Here is a 22,839-nt window from a genome sequence, read left to right as displayed (position 1 = left end):
GATCTATGACCTATACATAATGAAAATGCTATGAGAACAACTTCAGGTTGTATAACTTGTAATTTTTGTAAAACCTATTATCTTTGTATAACATTTGAAATGCCATACATACTACAGTGAGATTCATTTATCCTCATCCCACTTCTAAAGGAGGTTTTACAAGACGATGTACGATGCAGATAATATTGATGTCAAGCTAAAGCAGGGATTTCAATCATTATTCCCTGAATATGCTACCTTGTTAAATCAAGCTACTTCTCAAGAACAAATAATTAGTTTGCATAATTCTTTTATTGAAGAAAGAAAAAAAGCATTAGCAACAGCTATAAAGGCAACCAATATATCAGACAGTAGGAATCCTAAGTCCCCCATTGCGTTAACACAAGAAGAATATGAAAACCTAATTAATGCAACAGGTGATGATATTAAATACCGAATTCAAGCTTTGCTTGATGGTCTTCAACGATTAAAGGGCATGGAGAATGATCAAATAGAACATGTAGCCGCACAAATGATTGTCACTGGTATATTAGGCATTGGCGTAGAATCCACTACAGCAGCACTAGCGATTGCAGGCGGAGGAGAAATCATTGAAGCTTACATTGCTCTTGCAGCCCTTACATCTACTACCGTAGCAGTAGTTATTGCTGTCGTTTGTCTTGTGATTATTGCCATTATTATTCCACTTATTTATTTTATGGAGAAGCCCGCAAATGCACTTATACTATTAATTAATGAATTGGACAAACCACTTGTATTTGCTAACGATTTTAATGTGCATGGAAAACCCACATATCTCACAGAAACAATTAACAATGCGGTAATATTCCCAGATCGTAAGTTTGTTACAGCAGGATTTATTGGCAGTCAAAAACTAGACAGCGCTTTATATGGCACACAATATGGCTTTACAATGAAGTATGGACATACAGACACTCAATTTACTTTTGGAGTAGAATGTCCTTTAAGCTCCTTGTATACTGACAATAACTGTTTTTGTGCCTTTGATAAAAATGCACAAGAAGCTGCTGAATTAACGGCTAAAAATAATAAACAGTTTTGGGAAACCGAAAAAGATGGTATTAAATTAAGCATTCGTTGTAATTCAAAAAGTGGCTCATTGGCATACTACGTCGCTCGTGCCTATCACGTTTAACGATTTCCATCATGCGATCGGATCATAACGCACAGTTGTAAACACTTAAATGCCAATGTAACGAAATAAGCCGATGCGCTGCTATCTGATGTCCATCTGTCTAAAAAACTGATAGCAGCGCAATTATTGTACTGTATTTAAATAAAAATACGCTACTCGTTATAAGTAGCGCAGAATATTAGAGCACATGCTCTTCGTCAAATGTAATTATTTAGTCGTATTAATCAATTCTTTCATTAATGCCTCATTCATTGGCACTTCAATGATATTTACCATGTTTCCTTTTGTATCAATTATATAAGTCGTTGGCAGCGTAATAACTTGATATTTACTTCCTACAAACCCTTCTTCATCTAATATAATGTCAAAAGTTAAACCATGTTCCTTCACAAATTGAGCAACCACTTCTTTTCCCTTATCTTTATTTGTTACGTTCACTGCTAAAATTTCTACCCCTTGATTTTGATATTCTTCGTAAATCTTTTGCATATGTGGCACTTCCTCTTGACACGGTGGACACCACGTTGCCCAAAAATTTAAAAATACCTTTTTACCTACATAATCGGATAAGTGGACTGTTTCACCTTTTAACGTTTGCAACTCAAAATCGGGTGCTCTATACTCTACTTGATTTTGTGTTTCCTCTGTTGCATGCGGAGCACTGGTTTCAGTTTGCGCTGTTTCTTCTGTTTTCATTGTTTCTTTTTCATTGATCGGCTTTTTCACATTAATAGCAACAATGATTATTAAAGTGATAATAATTATGATGGAAATCATATTTTTAACCACAAAAGTAATACCTCCAATGTAAATAAGGATAATAGATGGCTACATATAATCACACAAAGCGAAAACTCCTATCGTGATTTGTCTCAACAACAAATACGATACTGGAGTTTTCGCTTTCTATTTAGTCTCAATGACAAACGTATATTACGGCGCTATTTTATCAACCTCATATTGATAATTCATGCCCTTATTATTCGTTTTCGTATATTCCATAATATTTTCTAATTTTTCAGCCACTACATGTTCTTTGCTCATACCTAAGTAGTTTGCTGCACTTGATAAATCAGAGAAGTGGAATAGTTTCCATCCCATAATGCCTTTAGCTGTTTCGCTACTATTAAATTTTACCGTTATCGCCTTTTCAACATCAATCCAGTTATTTGTGCGTGGTGCTGTTGCGCCATAATCTCGAACATATTTATTCGTAAATGCTAAACCATTTGAATGTTCTTGATGGTACATACATCCAATTCGACAAAAATAATGCGTATATCCTTCTTGGTCAATTGCTTTGGCAGCGTACACTTTATTTGGGTCAGTATTATGTAGATCCATACGGCAAACTTCACAATGAACCCCCGTTTGTGTTACTTCTGTAAATTCAGAAATGCCATCGATCGTAATTGTTTTTACTGCTTTATTGCCTAATTTATCTTCTGCGTATACTGTATAAACGCCATTTTTCAGCGCAATAATTTTATCTTTTTGTTTTTCATTTTGCAAAGTGGCAATTTTTGAACCTTTATCTATAAAGTATTCGACGTCTTTATCTCCATAAGCCCATTTCTGATTTTGGATTTCATTATCATCCGTGGTAAGAACTTGTATTTTTTTACTAACCGCCGTTACATCGCTTTCAGGGATTGACAATGTAATGGTTGGTGCCGCTTTATCAATATTTGTGATTGTTATGGATTTCGTTCTTTTGTTCCCATTATTGTCTATAGCAAAAACCGTATACGTTCCATTTTCACTTACTGTAAATGCGTTCTCTGTGAATGTTGTGTCGGTTTCTGAAAATTGATTTGCTGGCTTTGCACCCTTTGCCCACTGTTTCAAGATTACTTTCTCATTATCTGTAACATCTACATTCACTGTCACATCTGTCGTCGTCGGTGTTGTTTTACTTACATTCAATGCAAGGCTAGGTGCTTCTTTATTATATTTTTCCTCAGCACTCGCTTGAATTGTACTGAATTTAACTTTTTTCAAAGTACTATTATTTTTCTCTTTATAAGCCTTAATATAATTATCTGCCGCTACTTCTTTTGCAAAATAAATATTTTTTAATGCATTTAATTTAACGATTGTAACCGAATCTAACGGAACCCATCTTTTTGTACTATAATCCTTTACATTTTTCGTGCGTGTTACCCCTTCATTTAATTCATCATATAATGCTGAAAATACATCTTTATAATAAACGACTTCTCCATCTTTAATCACTTGCACATCAGTCATCGCTGCAAGGGCAGTTGAATGTTGATTACCAGTTAAAAACGCTATTACCATAACACATATAAGCAATCCGAGGCGTAAAATTTTTTTCATTTTTAATATGTTCCTTTCACAATTAAGCTCTTTTCTATATACCTATTGATATTTTTCAATGCTCTCTTTTTGTACGGTTTTAAACGAAACAATTTCTGTATCTGAATGTTTGGCAACATAGGCCTATGCATCAGATGCTTTTGCAAAACAGATAAACCCATCGTCCATTGGGGATGCTAGCGTAGTTCTAACATACGTCGCCTTTTCAGCTTGCACCCACTTTAGTGTATTGAAATCACGAACATACTTTTTATAAGTTGCTTTATTTTTTACTTCATCATATAAAAGGCACCCAATGTCGTCGTAATAAACTACCTTCCCTTTCTTCTTTATAGCCTGTCCTGAAAAAACACCCATTTTGTCTTTTTTTTGGTACACAACCATATTACAAAATGCACAATTTGTATTATTAGGTACATCCTTTTCTAAACTAGACTTAGCTGCCTCCGCATTCAGGTCGTGCTTATTGTCTATAAAATTGATAGCGAGAATACTTAACAAAATCATTCCTAAAACGACTAGTTTTTTCATTGTTTCCAATCTCCTTTCAATTCACCATGATACGGTAAAAATATGAAATAAGTTGAAAATAACTGTGAAATAAATGAAAAATTTCATCGGAATGGGAGTTTTTAAGGGGATTTCCGTGCATTCAGTTTGCTTTGAAACTTGTTTTGAAGCTAAAAAATAGCCGTTTAGCTGAAAAAAATCAGTTAAACGACTATTCCTTGGGCATAGCTTATTTATTACAGTTTAGATAGTATATTACTATTCTTTTCGGTCAATCTTCCTTCTTCTATTTCAAAAAAAACAATTTTACATTCTTTTAATAACTTGTTAAAGCAGTATATAATTCATGCATTGTTTTAATAATAAACTTCGGCTTATAAGAGATGCCTTTTAGTTGTTCTAATGTCGAAGCCCCCGTTAAGACAAAGCAAGTATCAAATCCTGCTAGGTTACCGAGTGAAATGTCTGTTTCAATTCGATCACCAATAATTAATAACTTCTCCCTTTTGACGTCTATCATGCGAACGATATGCTCTGCAAAATACGAAGACGGCTTGCCAACAATAAATTCAATTGTACTGTCAGATGCAACTTCAACTGCTTTGGCAATTGCCATTGTATCTACTTGGAATCCACTCGGACCTGGACAAGCTTGATCTGGATTTGTAACGATAATTTGCGCGCCATTACGAACAGCAATCATGGCATTATTTAGCTTGTCAAACGTAATTTGGCGATCTAAGCCGATAATAACATGCGTAGCGTGAAGTGGTTCAGTTGTTGTTTGAAGCTGCTTATCTTGAAACTCCTTATTAATAGCAGCTTCACCGACAATATAAGAAATGCTTGTTGACAAATGTTCCAATACATATTGAGCTGTTAAATAAGCTGATGTAATCACTTGTTCGGCCGTTATATGAATGTTGAATTTCCGTAGTTTTTCAACTACATCTTGACGTGTTTGTGTTGGTGAGTTGGAAATAAAGCAGATATGCTTACGTAGTTGCTGTAATTGTGTAATAGTATTAATTACACCAGGAAGAATTTTATCGCCCACATAGATGGTGCCATCTAAATCGAAACAATACGCTTCATACGTTTGGATAGTCTTCAATGTATTAGCCTACTTTCGCACGATTTGCTAATTCGTTTAAAATTAAAGCTTTGCCATCTGCTAATAATTGTAAGTCTATAGCAGGTGCATATTCTAAAATTAATTGACAATCAATATTTTCTTGTGCAATCACGTTGAAAATAGAGGACCAGTCAATCGTTCCTTCACCAATCGGTAAATGATCATCACTGGTTGCTGTGTTGTCATGTAAGTGTAGCGCAAGTAAACGGTCCTTTACATTAAGGATTGTTGAAGTAATGTCCCAACCATTTAAATTGGCATGTCCAACATCAATTAAATATCCAGCTATTTCATCAACATCGTCTAAAAAGTGCTCAAACTCGTCTTTTGTAAATAAGGATGTGCCGTTATAACCTACATTTTCAATTGCTAGTGAGACATTTAATGGTTTTGCAATAGCGCATAGCTCATGAATATATTGCTTCGCGCGTTTTTTTCCTAATTCTTTATTAAATTGTGCGCAAAAGCAAAAACCTGGGTGAATTACAACGTGCTGCGCATTAATCATGCTAGCAAATTCGATTGCTTTACGATATTCGTGGAATGATGCTTCACGAATAGCTTTATTTTCACTCGTAATATTAATATCCCAAGCAGGTGGATGAATCGAGTAGCGCACCGGCAATGCCTTTAATTCTTTTGCCAATGTAGGGAATAATCCTTCCATGTCTCCCCATTTGTCGCCATCCATCATCAATTCAACAACTTCTGCACCAGCAGCGATTAATTTTTCTACATTCCCAATAATATCGTGTGTGAGTAGTGGTAAGTCTGAAAAACAAATTTGCTCTAACATTGTATATCCCCCTTAGTTTAAAGTGATTGATTTGTTTTTATATGCAATTGGGTAGCCAATAGAGTTCGTTGTAGCTTTATCAAATAAATGAATATGTTCCATTTTAAAGCGAACATATACTTGCTGATTAAGAGGACAGTTTTTATGTGAGCTTAATGCTATCATTTCTTCATTATTAAATGTCAAATAGACAGCGTATTCTGCACCTAAATTTTCAATGGATTTCACTGTTGCATGTAGTACTTGTGGTTCTGTCGATAAATCAATATGTTCAGGCCTAATACCGAAAACTAATTGTGTTGATGCTGCTTCATACACTTTTTTTACCCACTCAGGGGATAGTGAGAAACTTTGCGTACCAAAGTGAATATTCCCATCTTGATACTTCATCGTTAAAATATTAGTCGGAGGTGCACCGATAAACTTAGCTGTAAAAATATTCGATGGATGATGATACACATTTTCAGGTGTATCAAGCATTTGTAAAACACCTTCATTTAAAAGCGCAATACGATGCCCAACAGTCATTGCTTCTATTTGGTCGTGCGTCACATAAACAATAGTTTGTTTATATTTCTCATGAATGTTTACTAGCTCTTTTCTAGCAGATACACGTAGCTGAGCATCTAAATTAGATAAAGGCTCATCTAATAAAAAGTAGTCAGCTCGCTTTACAATAGCACGTGCTAATGCAACACGCTGGCGTTGACCACCTGATAAATCTTTCGGCAAACGTTCTTCTAAGCCATTAAGTTGAAGCATCTTTAACGCATCCTCTAAGCGTAATTCAATTTCTTTTTTCGGAATCTTCTTCATGCGAAGAGCATAAGTAATATTTTGTTTAACAGTCATATGTGGGTAAAGCGCATAATTTTGGAAAACCATTGCAACGTTACGCTTACCGCTAGGAATATTATTGACGACTTTGCCATCCATAATAAGTTTACCGGAGGAAATATCCTCAAGCCCTGCAATCAAACGTAATGTAGTAGATTTCCCACAACCCGAAGGACCTAATAGAATAAGACGTTCTCCTTTTTCAATTGTCAAGTTGAGCCCTTTTACAACTTCAGTTTGTCCATAGTTTTTTTTGACATCTTCAAATTGAATTTCTTTCATATTATCCACTCCTATTTAATGCCCGATGATATAAATGTCCCTATTATATATTTTTGGAATATTAAATATAATGCTAATGGAAGGATCATTGTTATTACAGAAACTGCCATTGCAACAGTAAAGTTCGTACCCCCTTCCGAGCTAATGTACATTTGAAGTGCTAATGGCAGTGTAAAATTCTCTGTACTTTTTAAAATTAATACTGGCCATACATATTCATTCCATGATGTTATAAAAAACCAAATGCCTGTTGATGTTACAGCAGGCTTTACAAGTGGCAGCACAATATCTTTCATAATGTGCCAATGACTCATATTATCTAGACGTGCAACTTCAATGAGAGAAATTGAAATTGAGCGTAATGCTTGAGTTAATAAGAAAATACCCATCGCATCTGCCAGTTGGGGTAAAATAACACCCCAAATCGAGTTTCCTAAGCCCATTTTTGAAATAACTAAATAGTTCGGAATCATTGTTACAGTAAATGGTAAAAAAATCGTACTAATTAAAATAAAATACAAGACATTTTTTCCTTTGAAAATAAAATAAACAAAGGCATACGCTGCAAGAAATGATGTAATAACTTTAAAAATTGTTACAACCGATGCAATGATAAATGTATTTAATGTAACTTTGAATGCTGGTAAACTTTCGAAGAATACTTTATAGTTCACCAATGTTGGACTTGTCGGAAAAATAGATAGTGGATTATTATACGCATCTTGTAATGTTTTAAATGAAGTTCCAACCGCAAAGATAATTGGAAAAATCAATAAAAATATAATGAAAATTAAAATAATATGCCAAGGTATAGTTACTTTTTTACTTATTTTCATAGTAAATACCTCTTTCTACATATTTAAATTCAACAATTAATAACACTACGAAAATAGCCATTGTTAATATTGATAGTGCAGCGGAGTGCCCAGTACGATATAAGACGAATGCTTCATGATATGCGTGATAAATCGCATTTGAACTAGCATAGTTTGGGCCACCTTGTGCAATGATTTTTATCGGTGTGAACGAAAACTGTAAACCTTGGACAATTGTAATGATGAAAACATAAATACCTGTAGCACTACTCATAGGTCCAACAATATGAAAGAATATTTTCCATAAGGGTACATTGTCTAGTCGAGCCGCCTCAATAATTTCTCGTGAAATACCATTAATTGAAGCATATAGTAAAATAAAGTTATAACCGAAAATTTTCCAAGAAGTAATTAAAGTTATAACAACAATGATCCACCCTTCAGATTTACTCCAAATTGGCATACTAAATCCAATCCACCCCATAACAATCGCAACGGGACCTGAAACAGGATTTAACAACCATGTGAATAAAATAGAACCAACAACTAATGAAATAAATGATGGTAAGAAAAAGGCACTTTTATAAAAACCCTTCATTTTGCCAACAACAAAATTTAATACATAAGCAAAAATGTATGAAATTGTAAAATTAAAGACTAATAAGATGAAGATATATAAAGCTGTGTTTAATAAAACTTTATAGGTGATTGGATCTTTTAAAACATCAATATAGTTTTGCAACCCAACGAAATCTTTTGTTAAACTAATCATATTCCAATCAAAAAAACTTAAATAAATCGTATAAAGAAACGGCCAAAACATAAACATTGCTATTATCGCTACAGATGGGAGTAATAAGCTATAAGCAAGTAAGCTTTGCTTATGCACAAAGCGCTTTTTTGAACTTGACGTCACTACTTGCATGTTGTCACCACTTTCACAATAAGGTCGGTAGGTAAAGGAATTTCAATCCACTGTCTTTTTTCTTTATTTCAACAATTCATTAATAGCATTTTCAGTCGATGTAAGTCCTTCTTCAACGCTTACTGAACCACTAAGAATTTGATCTCGCACGTCTAATAATAATTGCTCTGCTTGTAAACCTGCATCTCCAGGAAAGGAGGTCCAAGGTACAACTCCTGACATTTGATCGATTGCTGCTTTCATCATTTCATTTTCAGCTAAGAATGGCTTTAACCCATTTTCTGCATCCGCTACTCCCTCACGTGCTGGTACATAACCAGTACCTTTTGTCCACTTTGCTACTGATTCAACACTGTACAAGAATCTCATAAATTCCCAAGCTGCTTTTTGTTGTTGTTCCTCTTGTGCAGTAATCGTTAACATGGCACCACCAGCAGGTAACTTTACTTCTTTCCCTTCCCAAGTAGGCGATTTAATAGCTGCTACATCAAATTGGGCATTGTTTTGAATGTTAGAACGCTGTGCAATAGTTGTATAAAGCATCGCTACGTTACCATCAATAAAGCTTTGTATACCTTGGTCCCACCCGATATGTAAAGCTGTCTTATCCTCTACTACCATGTCTCTTAATAATGAATAAGCCTTAATTCCTTTTTCAGAAGCAAAACTTGCTTTTCCATCAGTCATAATTTTCGCGCCATTGCTTTCTAATAAAGCTTGCGTTGCCCAGTTATCAGCAGGTTCTTGCATATAGAAACCGTATTTACCTGTTTTATCTAAAATGACTTTTGCATATTCTTCCAATTGTTCCCACGTTGTAGGACCTGTTGTTGGTAAGCCTGCTTCGTTTAATAAGTCGCGATTAATATAAAGAACTGGTGTACTTAATGAGTATGGAATCCCTACTTGAGAACCTTCGCTATTTTTTGCTAAGTCCATAATATTTGATAAAAAATTATCTTCTAAAAATGTTTTATCTTCTTCAAAATGTGCATTAATAACCTCTTGGGGTGTTACGTAAGAAAAGTTGTTTGAGAAATAATCTAAGAATGCCCAACCAATTTGTACAATTGCTGGTGTAGAACCAGCAGCCACTTCAGCTTGTAAATTTTGCATTAACCCTTTATATAAATCGGGGTTATACTTTGCTACGACTTCCACTGTGTCGCTTTGAGCATTGAATTCTTCCACTAACTCTGCTACTGTTTGTCCGCCTTGTGTTTCAGCATTTACATGCCAATACTCAATTTTTGTTTTACCATCTTTTTTTGAACTGCTGGATTCTTCACTATTTCCACATGCTACCAGTATCAATATAGCAGAAAATAGTAATCCGATTTTTGACCATAACTTCATTTTCTCTCCTCCTCGAATGACAGGGTATAAAAAAGAGACCGCAAAAAGTCAATAAAAAATGACAATTTGCGGCCTCTCTGATATACGCCTATTACTATTTACTTTATGATTCTTACTATAATGGAAAATAATTAAGTTAATATGTCGAGAATATTAATTAATTATTTATCTTTTGTTAATCGGTTTTCTCCACAATTTCACATTCGATGTTGTGACAGCATTTGCGCCATGTGCTAATGCGGCTTCAGCATATTCAACCTTATCTAATAGACCTCCAGTAATAATAGGTTTATCTGTCACCTGAATTAACTTATGTATAAAATCTGGAGCTCGGCATGGCATAATTTCTATCATATCTGCTGCTGTATGATGAATTGATTGTTCAAGCTGATAGTACACCTCTGTATCTATTAGAAAAATACGTTGAATAACAAAAATTTTCTGTTGCTTCGCTCGCTTAATGACATTTGCTTTTGTTGTAACAATCGCAAATGGCTTAACGACTTTACTCACAAAATCAATGCCATATTGATCTAGCTGTAAACCCCCAATTTTTTCAACGTGTAAAATTACTGGTAATCCTGCATCATGAAAAAGTTGTACGTAATGTTTGACATTTAATATATCGCCCATCATTAAAATAACAGCACTAATATTGTCTTTATACTTTAATGCAGCTTCAATCGCTTTTGGCTCTTTAATAGCAGCAACAAGCTGTTTATCAGCAAGTCGATCTTGAAATATTTTATACATCAACTATCCCTCCTCTTAGTAAGCATTATAAAGGTAACAAGATGTCTATAAGCATTTCAATACGTTTCTTTACAAAATATTAAGAAAAATCATACCTCTATTATTCTCAAATTAAAGGATTAGAATTTTATAACCAAGCTAATTAATTCAGTTAAAAGGTTTTTTTATATCGTATAATTATTAAAATCCCGGACTATGTTATCTTTCAAATTGCTAATAAAAAAACTGTAGGCAAACTTGAATTTTGTACAAGTTTGTCTACAGTCTTCTGTTTTATTATTACATTTTTTTAAGTTTTTCGTATTCAAGTTGTAGTTTTTCAATACGTTTACGGCCTACTTCGCGATTTCTTGCTGTTTCTGCTTGAATTTGTTTTGTCTCTTGAATGCCTGCCATAATTGTTTGCCATGTTGTTTCAATCGTTTCAATTTTAATGCTTGGGCTACCTGCGGCACGGGCAATATTGACGCTGTTTTTACTAATGTTTTCAGCATTGCGAACAAGCATTTCATTTGTACGACGATCCAGCTCACTCATAGAATCTGAAATTAGCTTTTGACGCTTTAATGTTACAGCGTGAATTAGACCTTGTTTAAAAATTGGAATTGTTGTAACAAAGGCTGAGTTGATTTTACCGATTAAATGGTTATTACCTTGTTGCATTAAGCGAATTTGCGGTGCCGATTGGAATGATACTTGCTGCGCCATTTCTAAGTCATAACGTCGTTGTTCCAATAATTCTACAGCACGTTGCATCGTTTCAAATTCCATAGCTGCTAGTTGGTCACCTGTTTGCGCTTTTTGCTCTAACATAGGTAAGGCTGAACGTACTTCTTCTGCCTTGACTTCAATAGCTGCAATAAATTTACTTAATGTTTGGAAATAGTTTAAATTTTGGTCATATAAATTTTCTAGGTCGATTGTATTTCGTTTCATTTCAACTTCATATTTTTGAATTTCACGGTAAATGACATCGACTTCTTTATTCATGCTGTCATATTTCGATAAAAATCTTTCTAATTGTTCTTTACCTTTACTAAACAGCTTTGTCAGGAAGCCGCCTTTTTTCTCTTCCGCAAAATCTTGCGGGTCAAATTTATCCATTACTTTATTTAAATTATTTAATAAGACACTGGATTCTTCAAGTTTGCTAGCTCTCATTGTTGCCAACATTTTATCTGAAAATGTAGAAATACCATTCGCTGTTTCTTTGCCTAGCTCTAACATGGCGATTTGGTCTTTCACATCAATTTTTTGCGCAAGTGCATGCACTTCAGGATCTTTCTTTAAAGCCAGTTGATTTTGTGCAATTTGTGATAACTCTTGTTCAGAAATAAGTGTCGGTGTTTGTACTGATTCAGCCTGCAACAACGGGTTAGGTTGTAGCAGTGGATTTTCGGTTGCGAATGGATCTTTTGATTTTAACAAGTCGTTGTTCATTTCAGACATAAGTAATACCCCCTGCGATTTATCTCTTTTATTACATACGATTACGAGATGAAAAAGTTTCATCTATCTCAAGCGTTTACGTGAAAGTTAAGTTAGATTGCGACACTTATCGCATCTTCAACAAAATGACTACTCTCCAAATTATAGCTTGTTTGAACTAAAAATTCGACTGATTCTTCATTTCACCTTACATCTTTTCTAAAAATTAGTATATTGATGTCGAAAATAGTCACATCCTAGTAACTATCAGACTGCTGACTACAATAAATATGGTGTATTTTTATGAATGTTCCCTCGTTTACTCTATGTGTAGAAGGAAATTATTGCAGTGAAAAGCATGACACTCCAGCAGGTACAGCACGAGTGGAAAATCCATTTTTGTGGCGTCCGCCGCAAAAAATAGTTGGAGCCGTGCTTGCAAAAAGGGAGCGCATGGAACGGAAATCAACGTTTTTTATATTATTTAAAAAAGCAGCTACATGTAAATAGCTGCTTTCCATCATTATGTTGTTACTTTTAAAACAGTTTTAAACTTTTGAATTACGCCGCCTGTGCTATACGTTAAGACACTGCGTTTATAGAATGATAAGCTAAATAAATAAGCCACAATAATCGTCACCAATAAAATACCAAGGGACAGTAATGGTTCGATCATGCCAATATCCGTTGCACCAATACGCATTGGCATCACCATTCCAGAAGTGAACGGAATATAAGAGAATACTTTAATAATAATTGTATCTGGATTGCCAATACCTGAAAGCATCACATAGAAACCGATTAATGTAATCATCATTGCAGGCATCAATACTTGACCTGCTTCCTCTACTTTCGATACTAATGAGCCGAATAATGCACCGACTATTAAATATAAAATAATTGTTAATACTAAAAATAGCATCGCATATAACACATAGCCAACTGATAGCTCCTTCACAATGCTTGTCGCCATTTCCCAAATCACACCGTTTTTCGCGAATTTTGCATAGATAAGGAAAACTACTGCAATGATGCCCATTTGCGTCAAAGCTAGTAGCAAAACACCTGCAATTTTCGCTTTAAAATGTGTTGCTGGTTTCACACTTACTAATAGCATTTCCATCGCACGTGAGCCTTTTTCAGAAGCAATTTCAGTTGTAATCATTGATAGGAAAGTAGAAATAAAGAAGTAAATTAAAATACCGACAGCATAGGATACCCAAAGCCCTGATTGCTTTTCTTCCTCGCTTTTTCCGCCAGTAGATTCTGCATTTAAATTTTTATTTGAAATAACCGTTTTTGCTGCCATAATTTGTGCCGCTTGTTCTGAAGTTAGAGATAGCTTTTGCACAGCATAATGCTGACCTGCATATTGCAATAAAGATGATATCGTCGATTGATCATTTAGTTTTAACGGTTGAAATGTTGAAATTTCCGCATGCAATTGACCGTTCTGATCACTTACTTCAATAAGTGCGGCGAGCTTCCCGTCCTTGACTTGTTGTTCCAACTTTTTAATATTTGATTCCTCCTGAATAAATGTCATATCGCTATTGGACACAAAAATGCCGCTTAAATCTGCGCTCGTATCATTAACAATTGCAATTTGCTGCGCCTCATCATCGCCTGTAAAAAGCTCCTTAATATCCGACCAAAAAATAGCAACGGACATCGCAATTACATATAGAAGGGTCATTGATATAAATGATTTGGATTTTAATTTTGATTTGTATAATTGCTTCATTAACAAACTAAACTTCGACAACAGTACCACCTACCTTATCTTTAAAGATTTCGTCCAATGTTAAATAATCTAAACTAAATTTTTCAATATATTTGCCCGCTGACAACTGTTGGAAAATACTTTCTGCAAAACGTTCATCTTCAAGCAATAACACTGTTTGCTCTTTTTCTACACGCACATCTTTCACACCTTCGAGCTGAAGTAATTCCGTAGTAGACCAATTGCTACGCACAGACAGCTTTGTTTTCCCATATTGTTTCTTTAAATCTAATAAACTGCCAGAAAATAAAGAGACGCCCCGCTTTAGTAAACATAAATGATCGCAAAGTTCTTCCACATTATCCATTTGGTGACTTGAAAATAAAATAGTTGTACCTTGTTCTTTTAGTAGTAAAATAGCATCTTTTAGTAAATCTTTATTGACTGGGTCAAGACCACTAAAAGGCTCATCTAAAATTAAAAATTGGGGTTTATGAATAAAGCTTGCAATCAACTGTACTTTTTGCTGGTTGCCTTTTGATAGTGTTTCTGCTTTATCTTTACGCTTCTCTTCTAACTCAAAACGACTAATCCAAAAATCAATATCTTTTTTAAGCGCTGCTTTTTTCATGCCTCGCAGTTCTCCAAAGAAGTATAATTGGTCCTCTACTTTCATCGTAGGAAAAATCCCACGCTCCTCTGGTAAATAACCAAGTACATCTCGGTTAATCGAATTGACAGGCTTTCCATTCCATGATATCGTACCAGCAGTTGTTTCCTGTAAATCTAAAATCATACGAAAAGTCGTTGTTTTGCCCGCCCCATTTTGACCAATGAGCCCGAAAATTTCACCTTTCTCAATAGTGAAATTTAAATTATCAACCGCTGTAAAATCTTTATATTTTTTTGTGACATGCTGTAATTGTAATGTCATCTTTCATCCTCCCTACCCCTCAAATATATGTAAATCATGTTCCAAATGCTTTTTACGTCTTTGAATTTTTCGAATCGGTACATACATTAGCAGCGCCATCACCATATTCAAGATGCCAAGATTAATAGACATGAACGCTACTGGAGACGCTGTAAATCCCGTAATGATATTAAAAATGCCAATGATAATATTGAGCAACGCAATTGGGATAAACAATCTAGTGATTGATTTTAAATATTGTATTTTAGAAGGTGCGTCTGAGAATAATTCAAAGTCCCCATCGATCGCTTCTTTTCGATAATATGCCCAAACGCCGAATTTAGAAACGCATTCAATATTCATCGATTCCAAAAATTCATAATAATCTTTCTTTTTACCTTCAACTAATTCATTGCGGTAAATATACTTTCCTGGCTCGCCTTGTTCAAATACAAAGAAACTAATTATGTTCTTTTGTAAATGCCATCCTTGTGCAGCCAAATCATTTACCCATGCCTCTTCTTTTTCATAATCTAAAAAAAAGCGAAATTTAATTTTTTTCATGTCAACACCTCCTACATGCAAATGCGCTTTTAAGCTTTTCCATTCGTTATACGGATACCATTGTCAAAAAGTTCCCTTAATCTCAAAATTTCGTAATCAACCACTTTCTTTCCATTTTCTGTAATTATATATTCCTTCTTGCGTCCATCATCCTCTAGTGCCTCAATCCATTGTCGCTCCAACAATGTTTTGATAGCTCCGTATATAGTACCTGCGCCAAGACGAACACTACTTTTACTCATTTCTTCAACTAATTGCATAATGCCATAGCCATGACGCGCCTCAAATAATGCCAACAAAATATAATAAACACCCTCAGTTAATGGAGGATATTCCTGTGTCATACTAAAACCTCCCTCAATATATCGTCTAACAATATATCGACTGACGATATAATTAAAATATATCAACGTCCGATATAGTTGTCAACAACGATAATAGAATAGTATGGCATAATAATTTAAATACCAACCTCTTTTACAATTTAGCGATTTATTTTTATTGCCAATCTAAATCGTGCATGGTAGCATGTAAGTAACTACTTGCATAGGAGGACTTAGTTTATTGGCAACAAAAGAAACAGCACAACGCATAATAGATGCAGCCTTACAATTAATTAGCGAAAAAGGTTATACCGCAGCCACAACAAAGGCAATCGCCGACTTAGCACAGGTCAATGAAGTCACTATTTTTCGCCATTTTGGCAATAAGGAGGGGCTCTTAAAAACGATTGTAGACAAATTTTCTTACAACCCAATTTTGCAAAAAACAATGCGTGAAGAGGTTACATGGGATTTAGAAACGGATTTAACCCGCTTTTCAATGCAATATTTCGAGTATATGATGTCTATCAAGGACTTTGTGATGATTGGCTTTAAGGAATCGATGCAATTTCCTGAAATAAATGCTGAAATAGCAAATGTTCCTTTACTCTTTAAAAATGAACTAATACATTACTTTAAGGAAATGCATCATAAAGGAAAAATTCGTGAGGTCAACTTTGAAGCGGCTGCACTCTCTCTTATAGCCCTTAATTTTGGTCACTTTATTTCACGCGCTCGATTAGGTACAATCGTTTCTACCCTTCCAACAGAAGAATTAATAAAGACAAGTGTTGCAATTTTTTCTAGGGGCTTAACTTCCTAGAAAAAATTTTTCCTACTATGCAAGCAAGTACTTACTTATTAGGAGGCAATAAGAGGATATGACAAAAGGATTACAAGCATTATTTAAGATTCGTGAAACCTATATTGGCATTGTCGCTACAATTGCATTTCAATTAATATTCTTTTCTATTTGGATGACTGCATATGATGGCATAAATGATCGAACAGATAACTTAACAATCGGCTATATTAGCGAAGATGCTGCCTTTGGGCAAGAAGTGATAGATGGGCTTAAAAAGTCATTGCCCTTTGCGTCAAAAGATTTTACCTCCATCGAGAGGGCGGAAAAGGATTTGGAAAACCGTTATATTCATATGATTATTCATATACCAGCAGAATTCACTGCTCAGCTCAAAGCAGGTAAAGAAGCAAACATTATTTATTTTATTAATCAAGCGAACGCAAGCCTTGCCAAAACAATGATGGAGGGTGTAGCAAAACAGACTACAAATGAAGTTAATCATCAGTTATATCCTGTACAGCAAGGCGAAATTGTCAAGGCGTTTTCCCAACAATTTTCTCAACTTCCAATGGAACAAAATAGCGCCTTGCTTGTTCAGGACACTGTCACGACAACCATTATGGGTGTAAAAGATCGTATCGTTGAATCGACTATTATTAAAACAAATGATGCGAAAGGGTTTGCTGCGAATTTCGTCCCGTTAATGGTGATTATTTCTTCATTTGTTGGTGCGATGGTGATGATTATGCAACACCAACAAGCAGCCCAAATGGTTCAAGATAGCGTTTCGAAATGGTCTTTATTCTTTGCACGGCAACTGCTCAATTTTGCTGTTGCATTTATTTTGCCCTTACTAACAATTGGTTTAATGCAGCTATTTGCGATTTCAAGTGATGAAAGTTTATTCACTATTTATTTTTTCCAAGCGTTTATGTTTTGGGCTTTCCTATGTTTAGCACAAGTTTTTGTTATTCTATTTGGTAATCTTGGCATGATCTTTAATATTTGTGCACTGTCATTACAACTTGTTACATCTGGTGTCCTCGTACCGAATGCGATGCTTTCAGATTTTTACCATCGCGTCGCTTCTCTTTTGCCAGCGACATACGGTGCTGACGGTTATTATACAATTATTTTTGGCGGTAACACTGAAAGCTTGATAAGTAATAGCAGTGCATTAGGTATGATTATCGTTGTTACACTAGCAATCGCAATCATAGCAGTTGCACTTAAAAAACCTAAAGTCCTACAGCTCAATAATTGAACAAAAGAGAAAAATGTTAGATTGATGGCTTTCAATCTAACATTTTTTTGCTAGTTTATGATTATTTCAAGTATAGTGGCGTTTCCCAAAGTTTAATGGCTATTTCCACTATTTTCTTCAAAACGTAAAATGGCAGCGAGTTGCTTGTTTAGTTCACTGGCACTTTCCACAAAATCATGCCGATACCACTCAATTATTATGCCAATTATGGCATTTGCTTGATAAGCACTATAAAAATCCGTCTTTATTTCCCCAATTTTATTTTGCGCTAAATCTCTTTTTAGTAACGATTGTATTTCATCAAACAACATATAATAGTAGGTTAGCGGAACATTTTTAGAAAAAACAATGCGATAAAATAGTTTAAAACGCTCTATATGATGAAAAATCTGGATCGTATTTGGATCTAGCTCGTTTTTAATAATAGTCGATGCTGCACGATAAGGTTCCTCATAAGCATGATATAAATCCTCAACAATTTCCTGAAAATATTCTTCAAACAACTTCTCCTTTTGTTCGTAATGTAAATAAAATGTCCCCCTATTCACTTTTGCCACACGACATATTTCAGCAATCGATATATTTTCTAGCGGTTTGTCACTTAGCAACGTGAGCAATGCATTATGTAACGCCTGCTTTGTTTTGACTACTCGTAAATCGTTCACGGTCAATTTTTTCTACCCCTTACTAAACAATTTTTTTAAATGTGTTGCTTACTGAACAGTTCTACGAATTCTGCGTATTGAAATCGCTTACACGGATATTATAATATTTTAATGAACACATGTTCAATAATTAATCGTTAGAATAGGAGGTCTTTTGACATGAGATTAGAAAATAAAGTAGCAATTGTTACAGGTGCAGCATCAGGTATGGGGAAAGCAATCGCAGAAGGTTATGCTAAAGAAGGTGCGAAAGTCGTTGTTTCAGATTTAAATTTAGATGGTACGCAAGCTGTTGTGGATGGTATTCAGGCGGCTGGTGGCACAGCTATCGCTATACAAACAAACGTTGCTCTAGCAGAAGACTTGCAACGCTTATTTGATGAGACCAAAAACAATTTTGGTAAACTAGATATTTTAGTTAACAACGCGGGTATTATGGATGGTATGGAGCCTGTCGGTGAAATTTCCGATGAGCGTTGGGATAAAGTATTTGCTGTCAATACAACAGCTGTTATGCGCTCTATGCGTATGGCAACAGAAATTTTCCTTGAGCAAGGGCATGGGGTCTTCGTAAATAATATTTCTGCTGGCGGACTTTATGGTGCTCGCGCAGGCGCTGCCTACACTGCCTCTAAACATGCCGTCGTAGGCTTAACAAAAAATACAGCTTTTATGTATGCCAATCAAAATATTCGTTGCAATGGGATTGCACCAGGTGCTGTTATGACTAACATTGGCTCAACAATGACCAATATGAGTGAAGTCGGGGCGGCTCGTCAGGCACTTGGCTTAGCCATTAACCCTCGGGCTGGTCAACCAGAAGAAATTGCCCAACTTGCTATATTCTTAGGTTCAGATGAAGCGAGCTTTGTAAATGGTCAGGTTATTGCCGTAGATGGTGGTTGGACTGCCTACTAAGGGTAATAAAAAGCACGCAATGGCAATTGACCATTGCGTGCTTTTTTTCAATTTTCCTATACTTTTTCAGTGGCAATGCGAACACCAATGCCTACTAACATTACACCTGTTATTTTATTAAACATTGCTTGTACAGTCTGCTTCATAAACCATTTGCGAATTACATTCATCACAAGAATGACAATGCCTAGCCAAACAATGGATAAGGCAATTAAAATGCCTGCTAACACTATTAATTGCGCGTTAATATTAAAATTTGGTTGAATAAATTGAGGCATTAATGTTACATATAATAACAATGTTTTTGGGTTTAATAAGTCCGTTGTAATGCCTTGTGTCATGCAACTAAGCGGCACATTTTTTTCTCCATTTTCTTTGATAGTAACCTCTTCTTGCAACATCATATTTTGTGCCCTTGCACGCCATGATTGAATGCCTAAATAAATTAAATAAGCTGCACCCGCATACTTGATGACTAAAAATACGACCATTGATTTTGATATAATCGTTGCAAGGCCAAGTACTGCTAAAGTTGTCCAAACTAGTAGTGCTAGAACAATCCCTAGCATTGTAAAAAAGCCTGCTTTTTTGCCATGTACGATTGTATTTTTTAAAACTAGTAGTGAATCTACTCCAGGCACCATAACAATCATTAGCGCCACTACTGTAAACATCCAAAGTTCGTGCATTTGCTCACCTTCTCCTTATCACAATCATAAGTAACATTATAAATTAAATTGAATAAATTTTCTGCATATATTATTTTCGTATATAAAAATAAGAAAAAGTGTTAGATTGACATTCAATCTAACACTTTTTTATTAAGTAAATCACTAAAATGACAAAACTAGTGAATGATTTTCGTTTGTTTAGAAGGCAAAATCAAGCCAATCACAACACCGATCATAGCCGGTAATATCCAACCTAAACCGATATCATATAGTGGTAAAACATCGGAAAATAGTTGCTCTACTGTGTCTAACAAGCTTAATTGTGCTCCAGGAATACTAATAACAAGCGCTTTGTAGCCATCGATTAGACTAACGAAAAACGTCAAAAACATAGCCGATGCGTATACAGCCTGCTTATTGTTAAATAACGAAGAGCTTAAAGCAAGTAAAATCAGAACAATTGCAAGTGGATATAAGAACATAAGCACTGGAATAGCAAATTGTATAATATTATTTAAACCAAAGTTCGCAATAGAGAAGGACACGACACACAATAATAGAACAAACATTTTATAGCTAACCTTTGGAAACACTTCATGGAAAAATTCACTACAAGAAGTAATTAAGCCAATACTCGTTTTTAAACAAGCTAGCACAATAATGACCGCTAATAAAATTGCACCAAATGAGCCAAAATAATGATCCGCAACCGCTGCGAAAATTAAACCACCGTTGTCAAATGTTCCAATAGATTCAATACTAGATGCACCCATATACGTAATAAGTCCGTAAATTAACGTCATTAGTGCCATCGCAAAGATGCCTGATTTCCATGTTGCCTTAGCAATTTCTTTACGATCTGTAATCCCTGCATTTTTAATGGCATTGATAACTACAATACCAAATGCTAGCGATGCTAGTGCATCCATTGTATTATAACCTTCTTTAAAGCCAGTCATAAAGGAAGATTGAATATAGTCACCGATTGGCTGTTGGAAGTGCCCCATCGGCTTTACAATACTAATAATAATTAAAATAAATAAGACAACTAAAAAGGCTGGTGTTAACACCTTACCGATATAATCCATAATCTTCGCTGGATTTAACGAGAAATAATAGACAATGGCAAAAAATATAAAGCTAAACAACGCAAGTAACATGGTTGTATGTTCCGCATTAATATACGGTTCAAAACCAACGACAAATGGCACTGTTGCCGTTCTTGGAATCGCAAAGAAAGGACCAATTGTTAAGTATAGCGCTAATGAAAAAATAACGCCGAATAAAGGATGAATACGACTCGCTAAATCACGCAGTCCATTACTGCCCGATAAACCAATCGCTAAAATACCTAAAAACGGTAACCCGATTGCCGTTACTAAAAAACCGACAAGGGCAAACCAAAAGTTAGTCCCTGCTAGTTGTCCAAGTTGAATTGGAAAAATTAGATTTCCTGCTCCAAAATACAGTCCAAATAGCATCGTTCCAATGACTGCATATGTAGAAAAAGGTATTTTCTTTTGCATAATTGATGTACTCCTTAGATGTGTTTGACTATAGCAAATAATCAATTACGTTTTAGCGTAATTGCGTCCTGATTTTTTTCGAGCTTGCTCGAAATGCTCCATATAGAATGGAAGATATTCAATGAAGCTTCTCTTACTACAGCTAGAGTTCGACCCCCTACGCAATTCAGTGATTTTATCACATTCGTTCATCACTAATAAAAATAAAGCGTTTTGCTGAAATAAGTTAAATCGAATGAATTTTCACTACAATTTCATTATGGTAACAGGCATTTATTATAAAAACAATAGTTTTTTCTAAGATACATGCTAATAGTACAGTTCCTAGCTTATTAAGTAAAAATTAACAAATAAAAAGAGCTGTCAGACGACAGCTCTTAGTTTGCAACAGACCACTCTATATGGTTTAAAAAATTATACACGTCTTCATACACTTTATCACGTTCTTTATCTAACGTAATAATATGACCAGAATTTTCATACCAAATAATTTCTTTATCATCTGTTTTAACTGTATCTAAAATAAACGGAGCGCTTTGTTGATATAGCTCATCGTCTAGTAATCCTTGCAATACTAAAGTTGGTGCTTTAATTGCAGGTAAATCTTCACGTGTTTCTTCTGTTAAGCGTGTTACGCCATCTAAAGAATCTTTTGGTGAAATACGTAATTCGTGTAGTTCAGAAATAATTTGATCTTTGGACTTGTTTTCAAAGTGTTTGTAAAGTCTTGCATAATTGTATAAACGTGTAAATAATCCTTTTGAGCTATCACGTGTTATCGGCGCACACATGGCAACAACTCCTTTAACAGGAAATTGCTCTGCTACTTTTAATGAAAAAACTCCGCCAAGTGAAATACCAACTACTGCAATTTCTTCATATCCTTTATCTTTTAGGAAGTTGTAGCCTTCTACTACATCGTTCCACCAGTCTTCAGGTTTTGTTTCTAGTAGGGCTTCCGGTTCTACCCCGTGCCCACTATAGATAGGTGCATGAACGGTATAACCACGTTTGGATAAAAATTCCCCTAGCTTTTTCACATCTTTTGTGCTACCTGTAAATCCATGCAGTAATAGTACGGCTTTTTTGCCTCCCTCAATTGTTAGAGGTTGCGGCTTTGATAACTTCATTTTA

Annotated in this window: 23 protein-coding genes; 4 read left to right on the top strand and 19 right to left on the bottom strand. The window is 35.0% G+C overall.

Features of this window, described 5'->3' with window-relative positions; genetic code table 11:
- Positions 1–166 precede the first annotated feature (166 nt).
- Positions 167–1,156: a hypothetical protein gene (locus LO754_RS08885; protein WP_024363526.1), complete on the top strand. Its 990-nt coding sequence runs from the start codon at positions 167–169 to the stop codon at positions 1,154–1,156.
- Positions 1,157–1,363: 207 nt separating this feature from the next.
- On the opposite strand, the gene LO754_RS08880 is transcribed toward LO754_RS08885, so the two are convergent.
- From LO754_RS08880 to LO754_RS08810, 15 genes are all read right to left on the bottom strand, one after another.
- A complete protein-coding gene (locus LO754_RS08880; protein ID WP_231786057.1) occupies positions 1,364–1,945 on the bottom strand; it encodes a TlpA disulfide reductase family protein in 582 nt (193 codons plus the stop codon).
- Between the two features lie 144 nt (positions 1,946–2,089).
- Positions 2,090–3,496, bottom strand: coding sequence for a nitrous oxide reductase accessory protein NosL (locus LO754_RS08875; protein WP_231786056.1), 1,407 nt, complete (start codon positions 3,494–3,496; stop codon positions 2,090–2,092).
- A gap of 123 nt (positions 3,497–3,619) precedes the next feature.
- Positions 3,620–4,027, bottom strand: a complete 408-nt coding sequence (locus tag LO754_RS08870) for a nitrous oxide reductase accessory protein NosL (protein ID WP_231786055.1) — start codon at positions 4,025–4,027, stop codon at positions 3,620–3,622.
- Between the two features lie 295 nt (positions 4,028–4,322).
- Positions 4,323–5,120 carry an HAD-IIA family hydrolase gene (locus LO754_RS08865; protein ID WP_024363522.1) on the bottom strand — a complete coding sequence of 266 codons (798 nt, stop codon included), beginning with the start codon at positions 5,118–5,120 and terminating at the stop codon, positions 4,323–4,325.
- Between the two features lie 4 nt (positions 5,121–5,124).
- A complete protein-coding gene (locus tag LO754_RS08860) occupies positions 5,125–5,937 on the bottom strand; it encodes a sugar phosphate isomerase/epimerase family protein (protein WP_231786054.1) in 813 nt (270 codons plus the stop codon).
- Between the two features lie 12 nt (positions 5,938–5,949).
- Positions 5,950–7,056, bottom strand: coding sequence for an ABC transporter ATP-binding protein (locus tag LO754_RS08855; protein WP_231786053.1), 1,107 nt, complete (start codon positions 7,054–7,056; stop codon positions 5,950–5,952).
- Between the two features lie 11 nt (positions 7,057–7,067).
- A complete protein-coding gene (locus LO754_RS08850) occupies positions 7,068–7,892 on the bottom strand; it encodes a carbohydrate ABC transporter permease (RefSeq protein WP_024363519.1) in 825 nt (274 codons plus the stop codon).
- Positions 7,879–8,796 carry a carbohydrate ABC transporter permease gene (locus tag LO754_RS08845; RefSeq protein WP_024363518.1) on the bottom strand — a complete coding sequence of 306 codons (918 nt, stop codon included), beginning with the start codon at positions 8,794–8,796 and terminating at the stop codon, positions 7,879–7,881. The genes LO754_RS08850 and LO754_RS08845 overlap by 14 nt, the downstream gene beginning before the upstream one ends.
- A gap of 63 nt (positions 8,797–8,859) precedes the next feature.
- A complete protein-coding gene (locus LO754_RS08840) occupies positions 8,860–10,152 on the bottom strand; it encodes an ABC transporter substrate-binding protein (RefSeq protein ID WP_231786052.1) in 1,293 nt (430 codons plus the stop codon).
- A gap of 165 nt (positions 10,153–10,317) precedes the next feature.
- Positions 10,318–10,905 (bottom strand): glycerol-3-phosphate responsive antiterminator, encoded by a 588-nt coding sequence (locus tag LO754_RS08835; RefSeq protein ID WP_108030549.1) that lies wholly within the window; start codon positions 10,903–10,905, stop codon positions 10,318–10,320.
- A 279-nt stretch (positions 10,906–11,184) separates the two neighbouring features.
- A complete protein-coding gene (locus tag LO754_RS08830) occupies positions 11,185–12,354 on the bottom strand; it encodes a toxic anion resistance protein (RefSeq protein WP_231786051.1) in 1,170 nt (389 codons plus the stop codon).
- A gap of 502 nt (positions 12,355–12,856) precedes the next feature.
- On the bottom strand, positions 12,857–14,107 hold the full coding sequence (locus tag LO754_RS08825; RefSeq protein ID WP_231786050.1) for an ABC transporter permease: 1,251 nt from the start codon (positions 14,105–14,107) through the stop codon (positions 12,857–12,859).
- Entirely contained in the window at positions 14,085–14,990 is a 906-nt protein-coding gene (locus LO754_RS08820; protein WP_024363512.1) for an ABC transporter ATP-binding protein, read from the bottom strand. The genes LO754_RS08825 and LO754_RS08820 overlap by 23 nt, the downstream gene beginning before the upstream one ends.
- A gap of 12 nt (positions 14,991–15,002) precedes the next feature.
- Entirely contained in the window at positions 15,003–15,533 is a 531-nt protein-coding gene (locus LO754_RS08815) for a DUF2812 domain-containing protein (RefSeq protein ID WP_024363511.1), read from the bottom strand.
- A gap of 29 nt (positions 15,534–15,562) precedes the next feature.
- On the bottom strand, positions 15,563–15,877 hold the full coding sequence (locus LO754_RS08810; RefSeq protein WP_231786049.1) for a helix-turn-helix transcriptional regulator: 315 nt from the start codon (positions 15,875–15,877) through the stop codon (positions 15,563–15,565).
- 220 nt (positions 15,878–16,097) lie between these two features.
- On the opposite strand from LO754_RS08810, the gene LO754_RS08805 reads away from it, so the two are divergent.
- A complete protein-coding gene (locus LO754_RS08805; RefSeq protein ID WP_024363509.1) occupies positions 16,098–16,679 on the top strand; it encodes a TetR/AcrR family transcriptional regulator in 582 nt (193 codons plus the stop codon).
- A 58-nt stretch (positions 16,680–16,737) separates the two neighbouring features.
- Positions 16,738–17,925 carry an ABC transporter permease gene (locus tag LO754_RS08800; protein ID WP_231786048.1) on the top strand — a complete coding sequence of 396 codons (1,188 nt, stop codon included), beginning with the start codon at positions 16,738–16,740 and terminating at the stop codon, positions 17,923–17,925.
- A 92-nt stretch (positions 17,926–18,017) separates the two neighbouring features.
- On the opposite strand, the gene LO754_RS08795 is transcribed toward LO754_RS08800, so the two are convergent.
- Complete coding sequence (locus LO754_RS08795) at positions 18,018–18,596, bottom strand: TetR/AcrR family transcriptional regulator (RefSeq protein WP_024363507.1); 579 nt, start codon at positions 18,594–18,596, stop codon at positions 18,018–18,020.
- Between the two features lie 153 nt (positions 18,597–18,749).
- On the opposite strand from LO754_RS08795, the gene LO754_RS08790 reads away from it, so the two are divergent.
- The gene (locus tag LO754_RS08790) at positions 18,750–19,508 is read left to right on the top strand and encodes an SDR family oxidoreductase (protein WP_231786047.1); all 759 of its coding nucleotides are present in this window, start codon (positions 18,750–18,752) and stop codon (positions 19,506–19,508) included.
- 56 nt (positions 19,509–19,564) lie between these two features.
- Here the strand turns inward: LO754_RS08790 and LO754_RS08785 are convergent, their stop codons facing one another.
- The 3 genes from LO754_RS08785 to LO754_RS08775 form a co-directional block, all read right to left on the bottom strand.
- Positions 19,565–20,197 (bottom strand): LysE family translocator, encoded by a 633-nt coding sequence (locus tag LO754_RS08785; protein WP_231786046.1) that lies wholly within the window; start codon positions 20,195–20,197, stop codon positions 19,565–19,567.
- A 158-nt stretch (positions 20,198–20,355) separates the two neighbouring features.
- The gene (gene brnQ / locus LO754_RS08780) at positions 20,356–21,705 is read right to left on the bottom strand and encodes a branched-chain amino acid transport system II carrier protein (protein WP_025219255.1); all 1,350 of its coding nucleotides are present in this window, start codon (positions 21,703–21,705) and stop codon (positions 20,356–20,358) included.
- Between the two features lie 377 nt (positions 21,706–22,082).
- On the bottom strand, positions 22,083–22,835 hold the full coding sequence (locus LO754_RS08775; RefSeq protein ID WP_024363503.1) for an alpha/beta hydrolase: 753 nt from the start codon (positions 22,833–22,835) through the stop codon (positions 22,083–22,085).
- Positions 22,836–22,839: the final 4 nt, after the last annotated feature.

It is taken from the genome of Lysinibacillus sp. GJ-1, from assembly GCF_021166035.1.
In the GTDB taxonomy this organism is placed as follows: domain Bacteria; phylum Bacillota; class Bacilli; order Bacillales_A; family Planococcaceae; genus Lysinibacillus; species Lysinibacillus sphaericus.
This window is presented reverse-complemented; position numbering and strand designations above follow the sequence as displayed.

Bases quoted from the DNA above. Each gene is read 5' to 3' on its own strand.
- LO754_RS08875 (WP_231786056.1), bottom strand. From the start codon at position 3,496: ATGAAAAAAATTTTACGCCTCGGATTGCTTATATGTGTTATGGTAATA.
- LO754_RS08800 (WP_231786048.1), top strand. From the start codon at position 16,738: ATGACAAAAGGATTACAAGCATTATTTAAGATTCGTGAAACCTATATT.
- LO754_RS08830 (WP_231786051.1), bottom strand. From the start codon at position 12,354: ATGTCTGAAATGAACAACGACTTGTTAAAATCAAAAGATCCATTCGCA.
- LO754_RS08850 (WP_024363519.1), bottom strand. From the start codon at position 7,892: ATGAAAATAAGTAAAAAAGTAACTATACCTTGGCATATTATTTTAATT.
- LO754_RS08810 (WP_231786049.1), bottom strand. From the start codon at position 15,877: ATGACACAGGAATATCCTCCATTAACTGAGGGTGTTTATTATATTTTG.
- LO754_RS08790 (WP_231786047.1), top strand. From the start codon at position 18,750: ATGAGATTAGAAAATAAAGTAGCAATTGTTACAGGTGCAGCATCAGGT.
- LO754_RS08820 (WP_024363512.1), bottom strand. From the start codon at position 14,990: ATGACATTACAATTACAGCATGTCACAAAAAAATATAAAGATTTTACA.
- LO754_RS08785 (WP_231786046.1), bottom strand. From the start codon at position 20,197: ATGCACGAACTTTGGATGTTTACAGTAGTGGCGCTAATGATTGTTATG.
- brnQ (WP_025219255.1), bottom strand. From the start codon at position 21,705: ATGCAAAAGAAAATACCTTTTTCTACATATGCAGTCATTGGAACGATG.
- LO754_RS08840 (WP_231786052.1), bottom strand. From the start codon at position 10,152: ATGAAGTTATGGTCAAAAATCGGATTACTATTTTCTGCTATATTGATA.
- LO754_RS08855 (WP_231786053.1), bottom strand. From the start codon at position 7,056: ATGAAAGAAATTCAATTTGAAGATGTCAAAAAAAACTATGGACAAACT.
- LO754_RS08845 (WP_024363518.1), bottom strand. From the start codon at position 8,796: ATGCAAGTAGTGACGTCAAGTTCAAAAAAGCGCTTTGTGCATAAGCAA.
- LO754_RS08815 (WP_024363511.1), bottom strand. From the start codon at position 15,533: ATGAAAAAAATTAAATTTCGCTTTTTTTTAGATTATGAAAAAGAAGAG.
- LO754_RS08835 (WP_108030549.1), bottom strand. From the start codon at position 10,905: ATGTATAAAATATTTCAAGATCGACTTGCTGATAAACAGCTTGTTGCT.
- LO754_RS08885 (WP_024363526.1), top strand. From the start codon at position 167: ATGTACGATGCAGATAATATTGATGTCAAGCTAAAGCAGGGATTTCAA.
- LO754_RS08860 (WP_231786054.1), bottom strand. From the start codon at position 5,937: ATGTTAGAGCAAATTTGTTTTTCAGACTTACCACTACTCACACACGAT.
- LO754_RS08870 (WP_231786055.1), bottom strand. From the start codon at position 4,027: ATGAAAAAACTAGTCGTTTTAGGAATGATTTTGTTAAGTATTCTCGCT.
- LO754_RS08775 (WP_024363503.1), bottom strand. From the start codon at position 22,835: ATGAAGTTATCAAAGCCGCAACCTCTAACAATTGAGGGAGGCAAAAAA.